Annotated in this window: 14 protein-coding genes; 3 read left to right on the forward strand and 11 right to left on the reverse strand. The window is 60.5% G+C overall.

What is annotated here, in order from left to right; translation table 11 throughout:
- Positions 1–7 precede the first annotated feature (7 nt).
- The 7 genes from ACSOSP_RS38250 to ACSOSP_RS38280 form a co-directional block, all read right to left on the reverse strand.
- Complete coding sequence (locus ACSOSP_RS38250; protein ID WP_455314205.1) at positions 8–2,395, reverse strand: phosphoketolase family protein; 2,388 nt, start codon at positions 2,393–2,395, stop codon at positions 8–10.
- 164 nt (positions 2,396–2,559) lie between these two features.
- Positions 2,560–3,000 carry a hypothetical protein gene (locus tag ACSOSP_RS38255; protein WP_455314206.1) on the reverse strand — a complete coding sequence of 147 codons (441 nt, stop codon included), beginning with the start codon at positions 2,998–3,000 and terminating at the stop codon, positions 2,560–2,562.
- A gap of 29 nt (positions 3,001–3,029) precedes the next feature.
- Positions 3,030–4,328, reverse strand: coding sequence for a PQQ-dependent sugar dehydrogenase (locus ACSOSP_RS38260; RefSeq protein WP_455315370.1), 1,299 nt, complete (start codon positions 4,326–4,328; stop codon positions 3,030–3,032).
- A 355-nt stretch (positions 4,329–4,683) separates the two neighbouring features.
- Complete coding sequence (locus tag ACSOSP_RS38265) at positions 4,684–5,067, reverse strand: DUF3175 domain-containing protein (protein ID WP_455314207.1); 384 nt, start codon at positions 5,065–5,067, stop codon at positions 4,684–4,686.
- A gap of 24 nt (positions 5,068–5,091) precedes the next feature.
- A complete protein-coding gene (locus ACSOSP_RS38270; RefSeq protein WP_455315371.1) occupies positions 5,092–5,718 on the reverse strand; it encodes a UdgX family uracil-DNA binding protein in 627 nt (208 codons plus the stop codon).
- Positions 5,708–7,255, reverse strand: coding sequence for an FAD-dependent oxidoreductase (locus ACSOSP_RS38275; RefSeq protein ID WP_455314208.1), 1,548 nt, complete (start codon positions 7,253–7,255; stop codon positions 5,708–5,710). The genes ACSOSP_RS38270 and ACSOSP_RS38275 overlap by 11 nt, the downstream gene beginning before the upstream one ends.
- A 135-nt stretch (positions 7,256–7,390) precedes the next feature.
- Positions 7,391–8,311, reverse strand: a complete 921-nt coding sequence (locus ACSOSP_RS38280) for a LysR substrate-binding domain-containing protein (protein ID WP_455314209.1) — start codon at positions 8,309–8,311, stop codon at positions 7,391–7,393.
- Positions 8,312–8,418: 107 nt separating this feature from the next.
- Here ACSOSP_RS38280 and ACSOSP_RS38285 point away from each other — a divergent pair, with 107 nt between their 5' ends.
- Positions 8,419–9,717: an MFS transporter gene (locus ACSOSP_RS38285; RefSeq protein WP_455314210.1), complete on the forward strand. Its 1,299-nt coding sequence runs from the start codon at positions 8,419–8,421 to the stop codon at positions 9,715–9,717.
- Positions 9,718–9,769: 52 nt separating this feature from the next.
- Here ACSOSP_RS38285 and ACSOSP_RS38290 read toward each other — a convergent pair whose 3' ends face one another.
- Positions 9,770–11,128, reverse strand: a complete 1,359-nt coding sequence (locus ACSOSP_RS38290; protein WP_455314211.1) for a type II toxin-antitoxin system HipA family toxin — start codon at positions 11,126–11,128, stop codon at positions 9,770–9,772.
- 2 nt (positions 11,129–11,130) lie between these two features.
- A complete protein-coding gene (locus tag ACSOSP_RS38295; protein WP_455314212.1) occupies positions 11,131–11,496 on the reverse strand; it encodes a helix-turn-helix domain-containing protein in 366 nt (121 codons plus the stop codon).
- 259 nt (positions 11,497–11,755) lie between these two features.
- On the opposite strand from ACSOSP_RS38295, the gene ACSOSP_RS38300 reads away from it, so the two are divergent.
- Positions 11,756–12,607 (forward strand): NAD-dependent protein deacetylase, encoded by an 852-nt coding sequence (locus ACSOSP_RS38300; RefSeq protein ID WP_455314213.1) that lies wholly within the window; start codon positions 11,756–11,758, stop codon positions 12,605–12,607.
- A 480-nt stretch (positions 12,608–13,087) separates the two neighbouring features.
- Here ACSOSP_RS38300 and ACSOSP_RS38305 read toward each other — a convergent pair whose 3' ends face one another.
- Together ACSOSP_RS38305 and ACSOSP_RS38310 are read right to left on the reverse strand one after the other, a co-directional pair.
- The gene (locus ACSOSP_RS38305; protein ID WP_455314214.1) at positions 13,088–13,939 is read right to left on the reverse strand and encodes a PA4780 family RIO1-like protein kinase; all 852 of its coding nucleotides are present in this window, start codon (positions 13,937–13,939) and stop codon (positions 13,088–13,090) included.
- Between the two features lie 373 nt (positions 13,940–14,312).
- Complete coding sequence (locus tag ACSOSP_RS38310; RefSeq protein WP_455314215.1) at positions 14,313–16,421, reverse strand: phosphocholine-specific phospholipase C; 2,109 nt, start codon at positions 16,419–16,421, stop codon at positions 14,313–14,315.
- Between the two features lie 902 nt (positions 16,422–17,323).
- Between ACSOSP_RS38310 and ACSOSP_RS38315 the strand changes: the two genes are divergently transcribed.
- Positions 17,324–17,761 carry a hypothetical protein gene (locus ACSOSP_RS38315; RefSeq protein WP_455314216.1) on the forward strand — a complete coding sequence of 146 codons (438 nt, stop codon included), beginning with the start codon at positions 17,324–17,326 and terminating at the stop codon, positions 17,759–17,761.
- Positions 17,762–17,809: the final 48 nt, after the last annotated feature.

Raw genomic sequence — 17,809 nt, forward strand, 5'->3', positions numbered from 1 at the left:
TTACTCTTTAGCCTTTCCAAACCCAGTTACGGATCTCATCGCGATCAATGCCTTCCGCGTGCGCGTAGGTAATGCTTGCGTTGATCTGGTCCTTGAGCCAGTTCTTCGTGTGAGCGCCGGTATCGCGAAGCCGCGGCACACGATCGATCACATCGATGCATAGCGAAAAGCGGTCGACCTGGTTGATGATCGCCAGCTCGAACGGCGTGTTGATGTTGCCGCGCTCGCGATAACCATGCACATGCATGTTCTCGTGATTCGTACGGTTGTACGTGAGCTTGTGAACGAGCGACGGATACGAGTGGAAGTTGAAGATGACCGGCTTCTCGCGCGAGAAAATGGAATCGAAATCGCGACCGGACAAACCATGCGGATGATCGGTGTCGGGCATCAGCCGGAACAGGTCCACCACGTTGACGAAGCGGATCTTGAGGTCGGGGAAATGTTCCTTCAGTATCTCGACGGCGGCGAGCGATTCCATGGTGGCGATATCACCGGCACAGGCCATCACCACGTCCGGTTCGCTGTTCTGGTCCGTCGATGCCCAGTCCCAGATGCCGATACCCTTGGTGCAATGCGCAAGCGCCGCTTCCATGTCGAGGTACTGCAAGTGCGGCTGCTTGTCAGCCACAATCACGTTGATGTAGTCGCGCGAACGCAGGCAATGATCCATCACGCTCAGCAGGCAGTTCGCGTCGGGCGGCAGGTAAATGCGCACGACTTCGGGGCTCTTGTTCGTAACGACATCGAGGAAACCCGGGTCCTGATGGGTGAAGCCATTGTGATCCTGACGCCATACTAACGACGTGATCAGCAAGTTCACCGAAGGCACCGGCGCGCGCCAGTCGAGTTCGCTCTTCGCCTTTTCGAGCCACTTGGCGTGCTGGTTGAACATGGAGTCGATCACATGCACGAACGCTTCGTAGGTCGCGAGCAAACCATGCCGCCCCGTCAGCACGTAACCTTCGAACCAGCCTTCCAGCGTGTGCTCGCTGAGCATTTCCATCACGCGGCCGTCAGGCGATAACGCGCCGCCGTCGCTGTCTTCCGGCTTGATCTCGGCAATCCAGCGTTTGCCCGACGCTTCATATACGCCATCGAGTTTATTGCTGGCGGTTTCATCGGGACCGAACAGCTTGAAGGTGCTCATGTTGCGTTTGACTACATCGCGCAGCCAGATTGCAAGCACTGCCGTGGGCGACTGGTACGTGCCGGCGGGATCGTCCACGCCGAACGCATAGTCGCGGATGTCGGGCAGGTCCAGCGAGCGCCTCAGCCGGCCACCGTTCGCATGCGGATTCGCGCTGATGCGGCGCTCGCCCTTCGGCGCGATCTCACGAAGCTCTTCAATCAGGGTGCCGTTTTCGTCGAAGAGTTCTTCGGGCTTGTAGCTGCGCATCCACGCTTCCACGATCTTCAAGCTCTTCGCGTTGGACACCGGATCGAGCACCGGAACCTGATGCGCGCGCCAGAAATCTTCGACCTTGTGACCGTCGACTTCCTTCGGACCGGTCCAGCCTTTCGGTGAGCGCAGGACGATCATCGGCCAGCGCGGACGCGTGGTGTCACCGGTCGAACGCGCATGCGCCTGGATCGCGCGAATCTCGCCGATGCAAGTCTCCAGCGTCTGAGCCATCAATTGATGCATGACGGCGGGATCGTCGCCCGAGACAAAGTGCGGTTTGTATCCGTAACCGGTCATCAGCGCTTCGAGCTCTTCTTGCGGAATGCGCGCGAGGATCGTCGGGTTCGCGATCTTGTAGCCGTTCAAGTGCAGGATGGGCAGCACTGCCCCGTCGACCACCGGGTTCAGGAATTTGTTCGAATGCCAGGAGGTGGCGAGCGGACCCGTCTCGGCTTCGCCGTCACCCACCATGACCGCGACGATCAGGTCCGGGTTATCGAATGCCGCCCCGAAGCCGTGCGAGAGGCTGTAACCCAGCTCGCCGCCCTCGTGGATCGATCCCGGCGTTTCAGGGGTGCAATGCGAGCCGATGCCACCGGGCGACGAGAAGGCGCGGAACAAGCGGAGCATGCCGGTTTCATCGGCGCTGCGATCCGGATAAACCTCGGAGTAATAACCCTCGAGGTACGAGTTCGATAAGGTTGCGGGTGCGCCATGACCCGGCCCCGAAACATACATGACGTTCAGGTCGTCTCTGATGATCAGGCGGTTCAGGTGCACCCAGGTGAACGACTGACCGGGGTCCGAACCCCAATGTCCGAGCAGGCGCTGCTTGATGTGCTCCGCCTTGAGCGGTTCGCGCAGCAGCGGATTGGCGCGCAAATAGATCATGCCAACCGACAGATAATTGCAGGCGCGCCAGTACGCGTCGATCTTGCGCAATTCGTCGGGGGAAAGGGCGAGGGCGCGGGGAGTTGCCTGTGTGTCCATATCGTGTCCGTTGTATCCGTTGGTTGGAGGGCGGTGTCACTCGATCCGGCGGGTCACGGTTGTGGCTCGCTTTTGCTTGGGCATTCGGGCTAAGGCATTCTGTATTGTGCCGCGTGCGGCAGATTTCCGGTCAGTCACGACCATGACATGGATCAAAGGCAATGCTATGACCGGCGGTTTTTAAGCGGGGAGGTTGCATGCAGGAGTGGGTTGAAGCCGGCGGACGGTGTTGTCTTGCGCGCGGGTTTAGCGGCTCTTTTCCTGCCGCTGCCGCCCGATAACTGGTTGATCAGGTCGCTGTCTGGTTCATCATCAGGGGCTTCATCGGGCTCCTCAGGTTCGTCATGCTCTTCAGCACCGATACCACCAATATGCCCGATCACCGCGAAAAATTCCTTCGACGCCTGGCGGATGGTTCGTCCCGGCATCATGGTCATGGCGACCACTTCGTGCAGCGATTTCTTGTCGACAGTACGAAGCCGCGGCGGGGTGTTCCAATCGATCGCGGTGTTTGCAAAACCCGCGATGACGCGTTGTAGCACTGCCGGAGAAAGCACACCGCCGTCGTAGAGACCGACCAGCGTAGCTTCGGCGGCGGCGAACAAACCGTTCGCCGGGGCGGCACGTTTTGCCATCAGTTTTGCGACGGAGTAAGGGACGGCTTGACGCGCCAGACTGCGTTGCCCACGTCGTCGGCAACCAGCAGCGCGCCATCACGGTCGAGCGTCACGCCGACCGGGCGTCCCCGTGCGTCGCCGTCGGGCGAGAGGAATCCGGTGAGGATATCTTCCGGTGGTCCCGACGGTTTTCCCCCGGAAAAAGGCACGAAAATCACCTTGTAGCCGCTGCGCGGCTTGCGATTCCACGAGCCATGCTGACCAATGAACGCACCGTTACGATACTTCGCAGGGAACAGGGTGGCGTCGTAGAACGTGAAGCCGAGCGGTGCAGTATGCGACCCCAGCGCGTAGTCCGGCGATATGGCCTTGGCTACCATTTCCGGATTCCGGGGCTTCACGCGGGTATCGACGTGCTGGCCGTAATAACTGTAGGGAAAGCCGTAGAACGCGCCGTCTTTGACTGCGGTCATATAGTCGGGAACAAGGTCGTTACCCAGTTCGTCCCGCTCGTTGACCACGGTCCAGAGCGCACCGTTTTCGGGGTTCCATGACATGCCGTTAGGATTGCGCAAGCCCGATGCGAAGATGCGCGATTGGCCCGTCGCCCGATCGATTTCCATGATCGACGCGCGTCCTGTTTCGGCTTCGATGCCGTTCTCGCCCGCGTTGCTGTTCGACCCGACCGTGGCGTAAAGCAGTTTGCCGTCGCGGCTCGCGATCAGGTTCTTTGTCCAGTGATGATCGATAGGTCCTGCCGGCAGATCCGTGAGCTTTTCACCCAGCCCGGTAATCGACGTGTCGCCCTTGTGGTACTTGAAATGCAGGATGGCGTCCGTGTTCGCCACGTAGAGATCGTCGCCGACCAGCACCATGCCGAACGGCGAATGCAGCTTGTCGATGAACACGTAGCGCTGGTCTGCTACGCCGTCATGCTTGCTGTCGCGAAGGAGGACGATGCGATCCGGGCTCGCCGTGGCAGCGCCCGCGCGTTTCTGAAAAAGTTTTGTGATCCAGCCTTTGATGCCGCTCTTCGAATCGTGTACGGCGGGTGCATTGCTTTCTGCCACGAGCACGTCGCCGTTGGGCAGTGTGGTGAGCCAGCGTGGATGATCGAGTCCCCTGGCAAACGCCGCTACGCTGAAACCCGCTGCGGCCGTTGGCATCGTGCCTTCGGGCCAGGGCTTCGCGGGCGCTACGTTGAGCGTGGGAATCAGCGTTGTGTGCGGGGGAGGCAATGTGGGGTTCGGGCCGTAACCTATCGCGGTGTTATCCGATGCATTCGCGCAACCGCCCAGCAGCACGACGCCGCTCAAACTCACGGCGCACACGGTGGCGGTCACGATCGACTTGAGCGCTCTGCGATGAGACGGGCAAAACGCGTTGCTGCCAAGGTAATCACGCACCGCCAATCCCCTGAGTTGCCGTACCGGCGCTGTTGCGATGTTCGCACTTCCGACTGTTTATTTTTCCTGAGCCGTTGCGTGCGGGAGGGAGGTTTCCGCCGGCTCCAAGCGTGCCTGGCGCAGTTCGGACGCCGGGGTTCAAACTGGTGCTAACGGCCATGCCATCTCCTTGGGTGATCGGCTATATGCTCGTAATGCGCGTGCCGGAAGTGAGCGCCTGAAGCACAGTAGCAAGGCGCATTCCACCGCAGCATTCATCCAGCCATCACGGCTTGCGGCCAAACGCTTCGCGCAGGCGTTTCTTCGCGCTATCCAGCACGGTCCGACGTGATTTCGGCAGATTTCGCCCGGCTCGATTGATGTAGAAATTCAGCATCGACATAGCGGACTGGAAAGGCGTGCCTTTGCGCCGGTTGCTGCGCGTAGATGATTTCTTCAGCGAATCGGCGATTTCCTGCGCGCTGCCTTCCTTGAAAACGTCATGCTCAACATCCATGGCATCGCTCGTTTCCATCACTTCATGCGACCAGCGCCTGGAGTTCGAAGCGCTTGAACGTTGTGCCGGTTTCGGCTTTGCGCGTGCATGTTTTTGACGCGTGGATTTGCGTTTGCCATTGCTGCTAGCGTTGCTCTTCGATGCGCTCGCCATGCCGTCTCTCCCGGATTCTCCAGCCTACTTTTCGATCAATCGATGGGCGTGTTTGAAAGCCTCGACGATCGCCAGATACGCACTTTCGCGGGTCCCGGCATCGGGCGCTCGAAGCGCATAAGAAGGATGAAAGGTCGCGATAACCATGCGTCCATCGTGTTCGATCGCTTCGCCCATCGACGCTTGCAATTTCACCGTCGATTTTTGCAGCACGGACCTCAACGCGGTCGCCCCTAACGCAACTACAACCTTGGGGTCATGTTCCGCCAACTCCCGTTCGAGCCAGTAATGACACGCGTCCACTTCGCGTTGCGCCGGGGTCTTGTGCATGCGGCGCTTGCCACGTGGTTCCCACTTGAAATGCTTGACCGCGTTGGTCACGTACACGCGGCCGCGATCCACGCCGGCGTCATCGAGTGCCCTGTCCAGCAACGCACCGGCGGGGCCGATAAACGGCTTGCCCTGCAGGTCTTCCTGATCGCCGGGTTGTTCACCGACAAGCATCAGCGGCGCATGTGGTGGACCACTACCCGGGACAGCTTGCGTGGCCGCTTCCCACAACAGGCAGCGTCTGCACTGATCGAGGTGTTCCGGTTGCTGGTCCGGACGAATGCCTATGGGCCGGGTCGCTATGACTGAATCAACCGGCAGCGGCGCTGCGCGCTTGCGCGAGCGTCAAGGGGGCGCGCATGGCTTCCGCTAGCCGTGCTGCAGGCGCTTCGCGTTCGCACGCTACTGCCGCTGCAACCTGGCCATCCTTGAGCAGGTATGCGATGAACTCCTGGGCATCGAGATCGCCATCGATCACTACGTTGTCGTGCTCGCTTGCGTGGCCGATATATTCGAAGCGCTTGCCGAAGTGATAGGTCCAGAAATACGGCACGCCCGTGTAATGCTCGTCGCCGCCGGCCATGTTGAACGCGGCAATACGCGCGTGTTGTTGCGCAACGCGCCAGTGCTCTATGCGTAGCGTTTTGTCCGAGCGCGGCAGCGGGAATTGCGCAATGTCGCCGGCGGCGTAGAGATCGGGCGCGACATCGCGTGCAACATGCATCGATGAATCCACGGGTATGCCCCCGTCATCCGCCCGTTCGACGCCGTGCAGGAAGTCGGTCGCCGCGCGCACGCCAGTGCCGATGATCACCACATCCGCCGGCAGTTTTTCGCCGTTGTCGAGTTGCGCTGTGAGCCCGTCGTCATTGCCGATGAACGCTTCGATCTCGGATTCCATATGGAAAACCACGCCGTTTTTCTCGTGCAGGCGTTGAAACATCCGTCCCAGTTCATCACCGAATTGCGAGCTGAGCGGCATCGTTCCCGGCGCGACAACGATGACGTCCATGCCGCGCTTCTTCAACGACGAAGCCACCTCCAGCCCGATGAAACTCGCGCCCACGATAAGCGCTCGCCTCGCGCCTTCGAGCGACGCAAGGATCGCGGCGGCATCCGCTTGTGAGCGCAGCATGAAGATGCCGGGCAAGTTTGAGCCCGGCACATCTATTGGCTTGGGAATGCCGCCTGTGCAGATCAGCGCGGCGTCGTAATTCAGGGTGAGTGTGTTGGACAGCTCGATTTGCTTCGTGCGGGCATCGAGTTTCTCGACGGTCGCTTCAATCCGTTCAATGTGCTGCGTCGACAGGAAATCGTCGGGCAAAAGCGGGGGAATCTCCTCAGGCGGCATGTCGCCGGCCAGCACGAATTTGCTGAGCGCCGTGCGATCGTAGGGCATGCCGTGCTCAGGTCCGATCAGCAGAAGACGTCCATCGAAGCCGGCTTCGCGCAGCGTGGCGCACGCGGCCGCGCCCGCAGCGCCCGCACCGATTACGGCCATCGTGCGTGTGTCTGTGTTCGGCGCATGTACGGGCTCAGTTTGCTCGTGCGGTGAAACGAGGACGTCGCCGTTTTCAATGACTACCGGATAGCGTTTCAAACCGGCTAGCGCGGGCGGCTCGATCAGGCTGCCATTGGCTACCGCGAAGGTTCCTTTATGCCACGGACAAACAATGCGTCCATTGCAGATCGCGCCTTCCTCGAGCGGCGCACCGGCATGCGGGCAATCGGCTGAAAACGCACGGACCTGGTCGCCTTGCCGGACCAGCAGGATGGGCGTGTCGGCGATGCTTACGCGCGTGCCGCGATCCTCTCGAAGACTATCGAATCTTGCCGCTTGCTGCATTGAACTGGCCATGTCGCACTCCCGTCGGTCGTTCTCCAGCTTTCAGCAAAAAGCGGGCCGTTGAGCCTGGACGATGGGTGATGCGTGAATGGCCTTCTACTTCCTCTTACCTGTGAATCGCGTAACGAAGCACCGCAAAAATGCCGCTCACGCCGCGATCCGATCCAGCGACGCCGACCCGCCGCGCACGGATTGCAGAATGAGCGCCGCGAGTTGCTGCACCGGCGGCTTGGGCGTAGCCGATGCGAGGACGAGCGACAGCGGCAACGACGGCAGCGCGGGCAATCCCAGATCCCGGCCCTCGAATGCGCTGACGGAAGCCGGCAAACCATAGCGCGTGCGCACGGTAAGCCCCAAACCCGCTGCCGCGGCGGCCCACAGGCCGGAGAGGCTCGGACTGGTGAACGCCACGCGCCAACGGATATTCGCGCGATCGAGCGCATCGGTGGCGGCGCTGAAAAACAGGCACGCGCGATCGAACGCGACCAGCGGCAGCGGTTCTGCCGGATCGGGATTCCACGGCAAGGTCGATGAACCGATCCAGCACATGCCGGGTTCGGCGATCATCTCGTGCCGGTCGCTGCCGGGAAGTTCATGAGCCAACGAGACCGCGTCGTCCCAGATCAGGGCAAGGTCGAGGTCGTTCGAATCGATCCGGCTGAGCAGTTCCGTATTGCGCGCGACCCGTGCTTCGATCCGCACTTTCGGATGCGCGCGCGAGAACCGTCCCAGGACGTCAGGCAACATGACTTCGCCGAAATCCTCCTGCAGCCCAAGCCTGATCCAACCTTCCAGGTCGGGGCCGCGCACGGCGACGGCTGCTTCATCGTTGAGATCGATCAGCCTGCGGGCGAACCGCAGCATGGTTTCGCCCGCCTCGGTGAGCGCCAGATTGCGCCCGGCTTTCTTGAACAACGGCGCGCCCGACTGCTCCTCCAGTTTCTTGATCTGCGCGCTGACGGCCGAGGTCGAGCGCCCTACGCGGTCCGCCGCCTTGGCGAAGCTTCCCAGCTCCATGCCGACCACGAAGGTCCGCAACGAAGCGACATCGAAATTGGTTTGCGACATGGTGGATCGTCCTGTTTTGTCGAATCATCGATTCAATATTACTTGATATTCAGGACGATGATAAACCGCGACACTGGGTCCATCGACAGCAAACAAGCGAGAAAAGCATGGAATCTCAATGTGCAATCCCCTTGCCGGCGGCGGTGCACCGCAATTTGGGCGCGTCGCATCGATGGAAAGTGCTCGGCGTCGGCGTGGCCGCGAACGTGAGCTTTTCGGCGGCCGCCGCGGGCATTCCGACGACCGCCGTCTGGCTGCGCGCGGATTATCACCTTGGCAACGCAGCACTCGGCCTGGCGCTCGGGGCCATGGGGCTGGGCGTCGCGCTCACGGAGTTGCCGTGGGGCGTGGCGACCGACCGCTGGGGTGACCGGCCGATCCTGCTGACGGGGTTGGCTGCGACCGCAGCCGCGTTGCTCTCCATGATGCTGTTCGTCGTGCCGTCGCATGCGGCTGTTCCGGGTTTGTTGTGGCTCGCGATATCGATGGCGTTGGTCGGAGTGGTCGGGGGGAGCGTAAACGGATCCAGTGGGCGTGCGGTCATGCGCTGGTTTCAGGAAGGCGAACGCGGTCTGGCGATGAGCATTCGCCAGACCGCCGTGCCGCTCGGCGGCGGCCTGGGCGCGTTGGTGCTGCCCTGGCTTGCATCTACCGGAGGATTCCGCCCGGTCTACGGCGTGCTGGCGGTCATGTGCGCGGTCTCGGGCGTGCTCGCCTGGTTCTGGCTGCACGAGCCGCCTGAGGCGCCTGTTGCAGCGCATGTCGGTTCGAGCGTGAGTTCACCCATGCCGCCCGCGGCTTTGGTTAGTCCGCTGCGTGACAGGATGATCTGGCGTGTCGTGGCGGGGATCGGCATCTTGTGCGTCCCGCAGTTCGCGGTGCTGACTTTCGCCACTGTGTTTCTGCATGACTTCGGGCATGTCGGCATAGCGGGCATTACCGCGACGATGGTCACCGTCCAAGTCGGCGCAATGATCATGCGGGTGGCGAGCGGCCGTTTCACCGATAAACGCGGCAACCGGCGTTCGTATTTGCGTGGATCGACGCTGGTCGCGGTGGGGTCGTTCGTGGTGTTGGGCGCTGCGGTGGCGTCGGGTCTCAGGTTGCCGGAAGCATTGCTGATGGTGCTCATCGCGTTTGCCGGGATCTGCGTGTCCGCATGGCACGGCGTGGCCTACACCGAACTTGCGACGCTGGCCGGCAAGGATCGTGCGGGAACGGCGCTCGGGATGGTCAATACCGGCGTATATCTCGGCTTGTTCCTGACGCCGGTGTGCATTCCGCATCTGCTCGCGATCGGATCGTGGGGCGTCGTGTGGCTGGCTGCGGCTGTCTGTGCACTGGTTGCTTATCCGCTGTTTCCGAAACCGGTGATGTCGGTGAAGCTCGGGGCGAGGGTGTCGTGAGGGGTTCGGGGAGCGCCGTTTAGCGCGTCCTCCGATGTTTATCGGCCAAGCTTCACGCTGTTAGCGTATCGGCATCGGCCGACATGGCTGCCAGCTTTTTACATTGTTTGCGAATGCCCTTGAAAATGGCGTCGGCGACGTCAGCGGGAAAGTCGGTCGGCAAACGCGTTGCGATGCGATCAAGATTCGCATCGGTCGTCTCGATCAGTTCCCCTATCATTTGCTCCACGCTCGCCGCACTCAGTCCCGTTTGGCGGCCTTGGCTGATCCAGTGCCGACGCTGGATCTGCATGATTGAATAGTGGTTCGAACTGCCGCGCACGGCCATTGCCAGCTTCGCTTTCTGCGGCGCGAGCTTGTTTGCGCCCGAACCCAGGATTGGATGCGCTGACAAAACGTCGTAAAGCGGCGTAGAGCGATAGTCTCCGCGCGGCAGCAATGCGAGGCTGAAGTTCTTCGCATGACCATCGGTGGCCGCAAGCAGCCAGAACACGATCTGCGTCTTGAAGAAGTTTTCCCGGTCACGCTCCGATTCAATCGAACCGGACAGGAAATCCATGATCGTTCCGATGCCGGGGCCGCCATCCGTCTGATACTTCAATGCTGGCGGCGTGCCTGTCGCCTGGCAGAAATCTTCTTGCGGCAGCCGGATGATCCAGCTGCCGTCGCTTGCCATGCGTCGATCGAAGCGCTCGACGCATAGCACCTTCATACCATCGAACGACTCGATCGACGTGTTCGCGACCGGCAGTCCGTACGCGGCCACGATCTGGGCGCATAACCACTCGTTTTCCACAGATGTGCGCATATCGGCCTGCATGTTGCCGACCTTGCCGAGCGGCAGCTTCAGGATGTGGCTGGTGGGCGTGCTGTCCGTGGGCAACAACCAGCGGCCTTCGTGGTGAAGCAGCGCGGTCTTTTCCTGCGCGCCGGCAATGGAGAGTCGCAAGTCCGCGTTGTCTTCTTCGCGCACGAGCGCGGCGGTCGCTGTCGTATTGCGCAGGATCTGCGCAATGGCGGAGCTGGTCAGCGGTTTCCCGGCGATCTGGAAAAGGCCGGAGGGCTCTTCGTCCTCAGGTAACAGTTGCAATGCGCCCACGCAGTCTCGGCCGAGCACGGCAAGGAGCCGGAACGGTGTGATGTCGCGAAGCTTGTAGCGGGCCGCAAGACGCCTGCGAATGGCGACGCTGTCAGGCAGGAGGTTGTCGAAGTAGTCGGTGACTACGTGACCTGTGTACGGCAGATTGCCAGGGCGAAATGGTAACGACAGCGACAATGGGCGGCCTTGGGGGTCGCCAAGCCAGTCGGTGAAATAGGAAAATGATTCGTGACCTCGGACGTTTTCCCAGATGCCGACGGGAATGCCGTTCATCCAGACGTTAAGTCTTTGCGTGCGTGATATCCGGGTCATGTCTACCAGTTCTCTTTTTTCAGTGCACCCTGTTTTCTCGCGGCCGGTTTAGGTTGCTTGCGCGGGGCGGCACGCGGTTTTTGCGTGGCAGGGTTGTTGTACGGCGTTGCCGGCTCGGCCAGGAAAAGCGGCGGGAGCTCGTTGGTTTCGGGGGCGTCGTCGCTTAAAACCAGATCGACGTGCAACACCCGCAGCACTCGGAAGAGCCGTTCCATGCTCGCGGAGGCGGGATTTGCTTCCAGTTGCGCGTAACTTTGTTGCGTGATGCCAAGCTTTTCTGAGAGTGCCGCCTGAGTCAGGCCGGCGGCCCGACGATAGCCCTTGAGAATGGGTTGCAACTGGCTTATGGCCTTGATTCGATAGTCCAAGGAACACCTCGGGAAAAGTCCTTCTACGTTCATTCTACAGGTTAAAACTTGTGTTTTGCAAATACAGTCTAAAAATTGTATTTTAAAAATACAAATCAAAAGCTGTATTTTAAATATACAGGCTAAAAACTGTTTATGGACAGCACGATTGACCTGTCTTGCACACTTGGCGTTGCAGCGCGCTGTGTCACGCGTCGCGGGTTGCCGGAGTGTTTCGGCGCTCCAGCGGAAAAAGCGTGTTGCAGCTACTATTGCGAAGATGAAAAATCTTCCGGACTACGCGTCTCGAACGCGTTCAAACCCGCTTTACGATTTCGTCGAACGGCATCCGCGGCTGTTCGTTTTGTCCGGTGCTGGAATTAGTACGGAATCCGGAATACCTTGTTACCGGGATACTGAGGGGCAGCGCACCGGTCGAGCGCCTATTTTGTTGAAAGACTTCATGGGCTCGGAGTTTTCGCGCAAACGCTATTGGGCACGCAGCATGATCGGCTGGCCATTGGTCGCGGGCGCCGCACCGAATGCCGCGCATCTCGCGGTTGCGCGGCTCGAGCGCCTGGGCCTGTTCGAGAAGCTTGTTACGCAAAACGTCGATGGGCTGCATTCAAGCGCGGGCAATACGGACGTGATCGAGTTGCACGGCAATATCGGCCGGGTGCGGTGTATGGAGTGTGGCGACGAGACCTCACGCGCAGCGCTCCAGCAGAGGCTTATTGCCGATAACCCGGGCTTCGTCGGCTTGGCTGCGTTGCCGGTGGCGGACGGTGATGCGCAGCTCGAAGGCTATGACTTCGATGCTTTCCATTCCCCGTCTTGTACGCGTTGCGGCGGTCTGCTCAAGCCTGACGTGGTGTTTTTCGGTGAGGGCGTGCCGAGGACCCGCGTGGACGCGGCGGCGGCCGCGCTCGAGCAGGCAGATGCCATGCTCGTGCTCGGTTCGTCGCTGATGGTGTATTCGGGTTTTCGCTTTTGCGAGTGGGCGGCACGCGCGGGCAAGCCGATCGCGGCGATCAATCTTGGGAAGACGCGCGCCGACGCGCTATTACAACTGAAGGTCGAAGCACCGTGCGGGCCGGCACTCGATGCGCTGGCGAGCGAACTGGAGCAGTAGTTTCCGCTCGCGGCGATGGATGGGTTGAGGGGCGGCCGCGCACAAATTTGGTGGATGGTTGTCCGCGGATAGCGCGGGGTGCACCTTTTGCAGGTTCAGTCACTGGTGGCGAAGCGTGTGGGTATCGGTGTTCGGAGAAGGAGGGTTTCACACATCGGTGGTTCTGGCGAGCACCGTGCTTTTGGGGTGCCAAAAACGCGGGAACTGCACGCTGGGTCAACTTATGAGCCCTCGTTTTGAAAGCGCTTTCTTTGCTTCGTTTCTTTGTCGCTAAGGACCAAGAAATGACGCGCCGCCACGCGCAGTGGCTAATAGCGATAAAGAAATCAGGCAACCTAAGCAGACCATTAACCTGGAAAGCAGCAACCCGGCAATGACTCCGACCGCTAACGCAGGAACCTGGCAACCCGGCATTGACCCCGACCACTACCTCCGAACCCCGCCAGAACCCAAACCCCCGTCCACCGGCGCGAGCAAAAACTACCCGTTGAGCTCCTGCTCGCGTCTCACGCGCGCTTCCTCTTCAAGCCTGATGTCCTCGATTTCCTGCATCACAGCTTCGAGATCCACCGGCGTGGCGTCCACTTCCACGTGACCGGTAAGCTTCGTATCGATAGTGAGCAAACCCGCCTCATACATCGCCCACATTTCCTTGCCGTAGCTCGCCTTCAGCAATTCCGGCGCGAACTGGCCGAAGTAGGTCGCGAGGTTATCGACGTCACGTTGCAGCATGGCTGCCGCTTCGTTATTGCCGGCGGCATCCACGGCCTGCGGCAAGTCGATGATCACCGGACCGTCAGCGGCGAGCAGGATGTTGTATTCGGACAGATCGCCGTGAATCATGCCGGCGCACAACATGCGCACAACCTCATTCAGGAGCACTGCATGCAGCTCGAGCGCGCGCGCATGGCTCATGTCCACGTCATTCAGACGCGGCGCGACGTCGCCCTGGGCGTCTACCACCAGTTCCATCAGCAACACGCCATCCGTGCAGATGTACGGTTGCGGCACACGCACGCCGGCATTGGCGAGCCTAAACAGTGCGTCGACCTCGGCGTTCTGCCACGCTTCTTCCTGCATCTGGCGGCCGTAGCGCGTGCCTTTCTCCATTGCGCGTGCTTGCCGGCTGTTTTTCACCGTGCGCCCTTCGCGGTACGAAGCCGCTTGCCGGAAGCTGCGCTGCTTCGCGTCTTTGTAGACCTTTGCACACCGGGTTGAGTCGCCGCTGCGCACGACATAGACGGTTGCTTCCTTGCCGCTCATCAACTGGCCGATCACTTCGTCGATCAGACCCTCTTCCAGCAGCGGCAGCAGTCTTTTGGGGGTTTTCATACGGCCACCGCATAGGGGAGGGCTTCGCGTAAGCCGCAAAGGGGGTGGCAGGCGGGGAGGCAGAAAATTGGAATCATGGCGGATTATAAAGGCAACGCGGATTTGCCCGCGCAGAAGTGAATGCGTGGGTTTGGTGCAACCGGTTTGCATCGGCTTATTCAAACGGCAACGCTGCGCTGAAAGTGCTTGTGCGGCGGCGTGGTCACGCTGAACCTGACCGAATGCCGATAAGCGTGTTGTCGAAGAATGCAAGCGTCGCACAATTGAACGCGAGGGTCGTTACCCGGGTACCTGAAGCCAGGTTGTCTGCTGAATGAAAAACGCTGCTGCGAGCCAGACTCGCAGCAGCGTTTTCTTACCGATTGCTCAGGTTTCAGCTTCCAAGTGCCGGGTCTGACATGCTGCTATTGCCGGTTTCCACATGTCCTGCAAGACGCCGCACGAAGGTGGCGTCCGAGGCGATGGTGATGCTCAGGTCATACCAGCCATACGACGCGCGCAAGTCGAGATAAAGACTTTCGGTGTCGCCGCCACGCACCTGGCGCGTGATGACCGTACCCGGCGCATAAGCGTTTGCCACCTTGAACTGGCAGCTCGTTGTGCCCAGGTTCTTCAGGCGCAATTGCAGGTTGCCGTTGGCGACGTCGTAACCCTCGGCGACTTCCGGCAGCGCCTGCTTGTCATTCCACCAGTGCTGCTGGACCGCCGTGCCGGTAAAGCGACGCAGGAAGCCGTTCGGACCGTACACAATGAAGTCGTAGGTATTGGTGGCGCTCAGCGGGAATTGATCCTGCAGGCGCTTGCCGGCTTCAACGGTGTAGCAGCTCGGCGCGGTCTGGCTGTTGGCCGTATACACGAGGAAGGTCGCGCCGGCATTGCCGGTATTGATGAAGTCGAAGGTCACGCCCTTGCCCGTATTCGTGTGGGCGTGAACGAAGAATTCATAGGGCAACGCGCGAGCGGGACGCACGCCGGGTTCCTGTTTCGGCACGGCCTGGACCGCAGGCGGCACCGGCACATAATCAGGATGACGAATCTGTTGCGTAGGGGCGTAACCGCTCGTGTCCGGCAGGCTCGGCACTGCGGCGTTCGGGGTCTTGAAATTGAATGCGGACGTCAGGTCGCCGCAGATTGCTCGGCGCCACGGCGTGATGTTCGATTCCGTAACGTTCGCACGCGAACCAAAACGCTTTTCGATAAATTGAATCACCGAGGTATGGTCGAACAGTTCCGAGCACACGTAACCGCCTTTGGACCAGGGCGAGACAACCAGCATCGGCACCCGTGTTCCAAGGCCGTAGGGACCCGCCTGATAGCTGCTGCTGCCCGGGAAGATCTCATTGACGGTGCTGACCGTGGATTTGCCGTTCGCAGCGGAAGAGGGCGGGAACGGCGGCACGACGTGATCGAAGAAGCCATCATTCTCGTCGTAGTTGATCAGCAGCACCGTCTTGCTCCACACCTCCGGATTCGACGTCAGGATCTGCAGCACCTGGTCGACGTACCACGCGCCATAGTTGGCCGGCCAGTTCGGATGCTCGGAGAACGCTTCGGGCGCAACAATCCACGAGACCTGCGGCAACGCGTTGTTCTGCACGTCGCGCTTGAGGATGTCGAAATAACCGTCGCCGGCCGCTGCGTTCGTGCCGGTGCGCGCTTTCTCATACAGCGGACTGCCGGGCTGCGCATTGCGATACTGATTCAGGTAGAGCAGTGCGTTATCGCCATAGTTGCCGATGTACGCGTTGTCGCTGGTCCAGCCCCACGAGCCGCTTGCATCGAGCCCCGTGCCGATGTCCTGATAGATCTTCCACGAAATGCCGGCGCTCTCGAGCACTTCCGGATACGACGACCAGCTATAGCCCACTTCGGCATTGTCGATCACCGGGCCGCCGCCGTTGCCGTCGTTGCCCACCCAGCCGGTCCACATGTAATAGCGGTTCGGGTCCGTCGACGAGTTGATCGAGCAGTGATACGCGTCGCAAATGGTGAAGGCGTCGGCGAGTTGGTAGTGGAACGGGATGTCCTCGCGCGTCAGGTACGCCATCGTGGTCGTGCTTTTGTACGGCACCCACTGATCGTAACGGCCCTGGTCGTAAGCACCCTTGCCCGTGGTCCAGTCGTGTGGCAGATCCTGGATGAACTGAAGCCCGAGATCGGGCGCGCTCGGGCGAAACGGCAGCACTTCGCCGAGTCCCCCAGCAATGGGCTGGTTGAAGACAGGCTGGCCGTTGGGGAGCTGTACGGCGCGGGTGTCTCCGAAACCGCGCACGCCCTGGAGCGTGCCGAAGTAGTGATCGAAGGAGCGGTTTTCCTGCATCAGCACGACGATATGCTCGACGTCCTTGATGCTGCCGTGCCGATTATTGGCGGGTATCGCGAGTGCATTGCGGATGCCAATCGGCACGATGCCTAGTGCGGTGGCGGAACCGGCTGCCTGTGCGGCAGCCTTGAGAAAATCACGTCGGCTTTTTAAGTTCATGGGTCTCTGTCGGTCGTGGGGGGAAGGCAAGAACAGGCTCGCCGGCCGCTTTCGTTGTCGCCCTTGTGTCACTCGGCGTCGTGGATAACCGGGGGTAACAAGGGCTCGGAAGCGGCGGCGAGCGACGAGGCTTGGGTAACACTGGACGATGCGGCTGCGGGCTGGGTCTGCTGCAAAGCCCAGCGCTGTATGTCCGACGATCCCGTTAACGCGGATGCATCGGTTTGCTGAATAGAAGAAGCGGAAGAAGCGGGGGATGGAGACAACGAAACTGCGGACTGCTCCGGCGATGAAGTGGACGCAGCGGGTTGATCATGGTCCCCGCATGCGCTGAGCATCGTGCACACGAGCACGGCGGCGCATAGCCAACCGGTATTAACTGATCTGCTGAGCACAAGCGTCCTCTGGACGGTTTGCGTATTTGCGCGACGGGGCGCCATGCGCGTACGAATGGCGTCGGGAAACGGCAAGCGAGAGGATAGAAATTACACGTGTAGGAATTATTAAATAATCGAAATAACATCCCTATCGTAATTGAATGGTAATTAAATCGTAATTAATATGTTTGATTAAAGAAGGGTCTATTAATCAAAAGGAGGGTGCGCCGCCGGCTCATGCCGCTAATGGGTTGTCTTGACATCACTCACGGGTTGTCCACGCTGCCGCCACGGAAAACCACATGGTTATGAAGAATTCGTTAAAGCTCACGATTTACCTGCCGTAAAGAGGGGAGCAGGGGCAGCTATCGACTGTCACTTGTGATCCGAAGTCCCGCAACGGCGACTCCTGCGTGCTCGACGAGGAACGCCGGCCGGGCCATAACAACATTGTTGCGGTCCGGTCGCGCCAGATTCAATTGATCCAAAATGCATCTGGCCGACCGGACGAAACAGGAGAACACGATGTTCACCGATACGGCGCAGCGGGTCTTGCAACTAAGCGACTACGCGGTGCGCCTTGCCGCTGCACGTGACCGGAGCTACGTGCTCGCACGTGAGGTCGAGAAGTCGCAAGCCACGCTGAACGGGGTGGCCCAGGATCCCGCAAGCGACGCCGCCCTCTGCCGCTATGCGGCCGACGCCCTCGAATCCTTGTGCGAGAACCTGGTGCGGCTGTGTGCACTGACCGACCAGGCGTCGGCGAATGCCGAAGCGCTTGCGGCCTTGCCGCTCAAGTTTTTCACCGATAACGAAGGCGCCGCCGATGACCTCGAAGCCGCGGTCCTGTCGCTGGGCGAGGCAACGTCGACCGCTGAAACCCAGCTTGCCGAGCTGGCGCAAGTCGTGGCGGAGGCGTGCGGCGCCGTCAATGAAATGCGGCGACCGGCGCAAATCGGGTAAACCCTGGTCCAGGAATTTTGACACGGTAATATGCGGGTATACGCGAGG

The sequence above is a fragment of the Caballeronia sp. KNU42 genome (genome assembly GCF_053760385.1).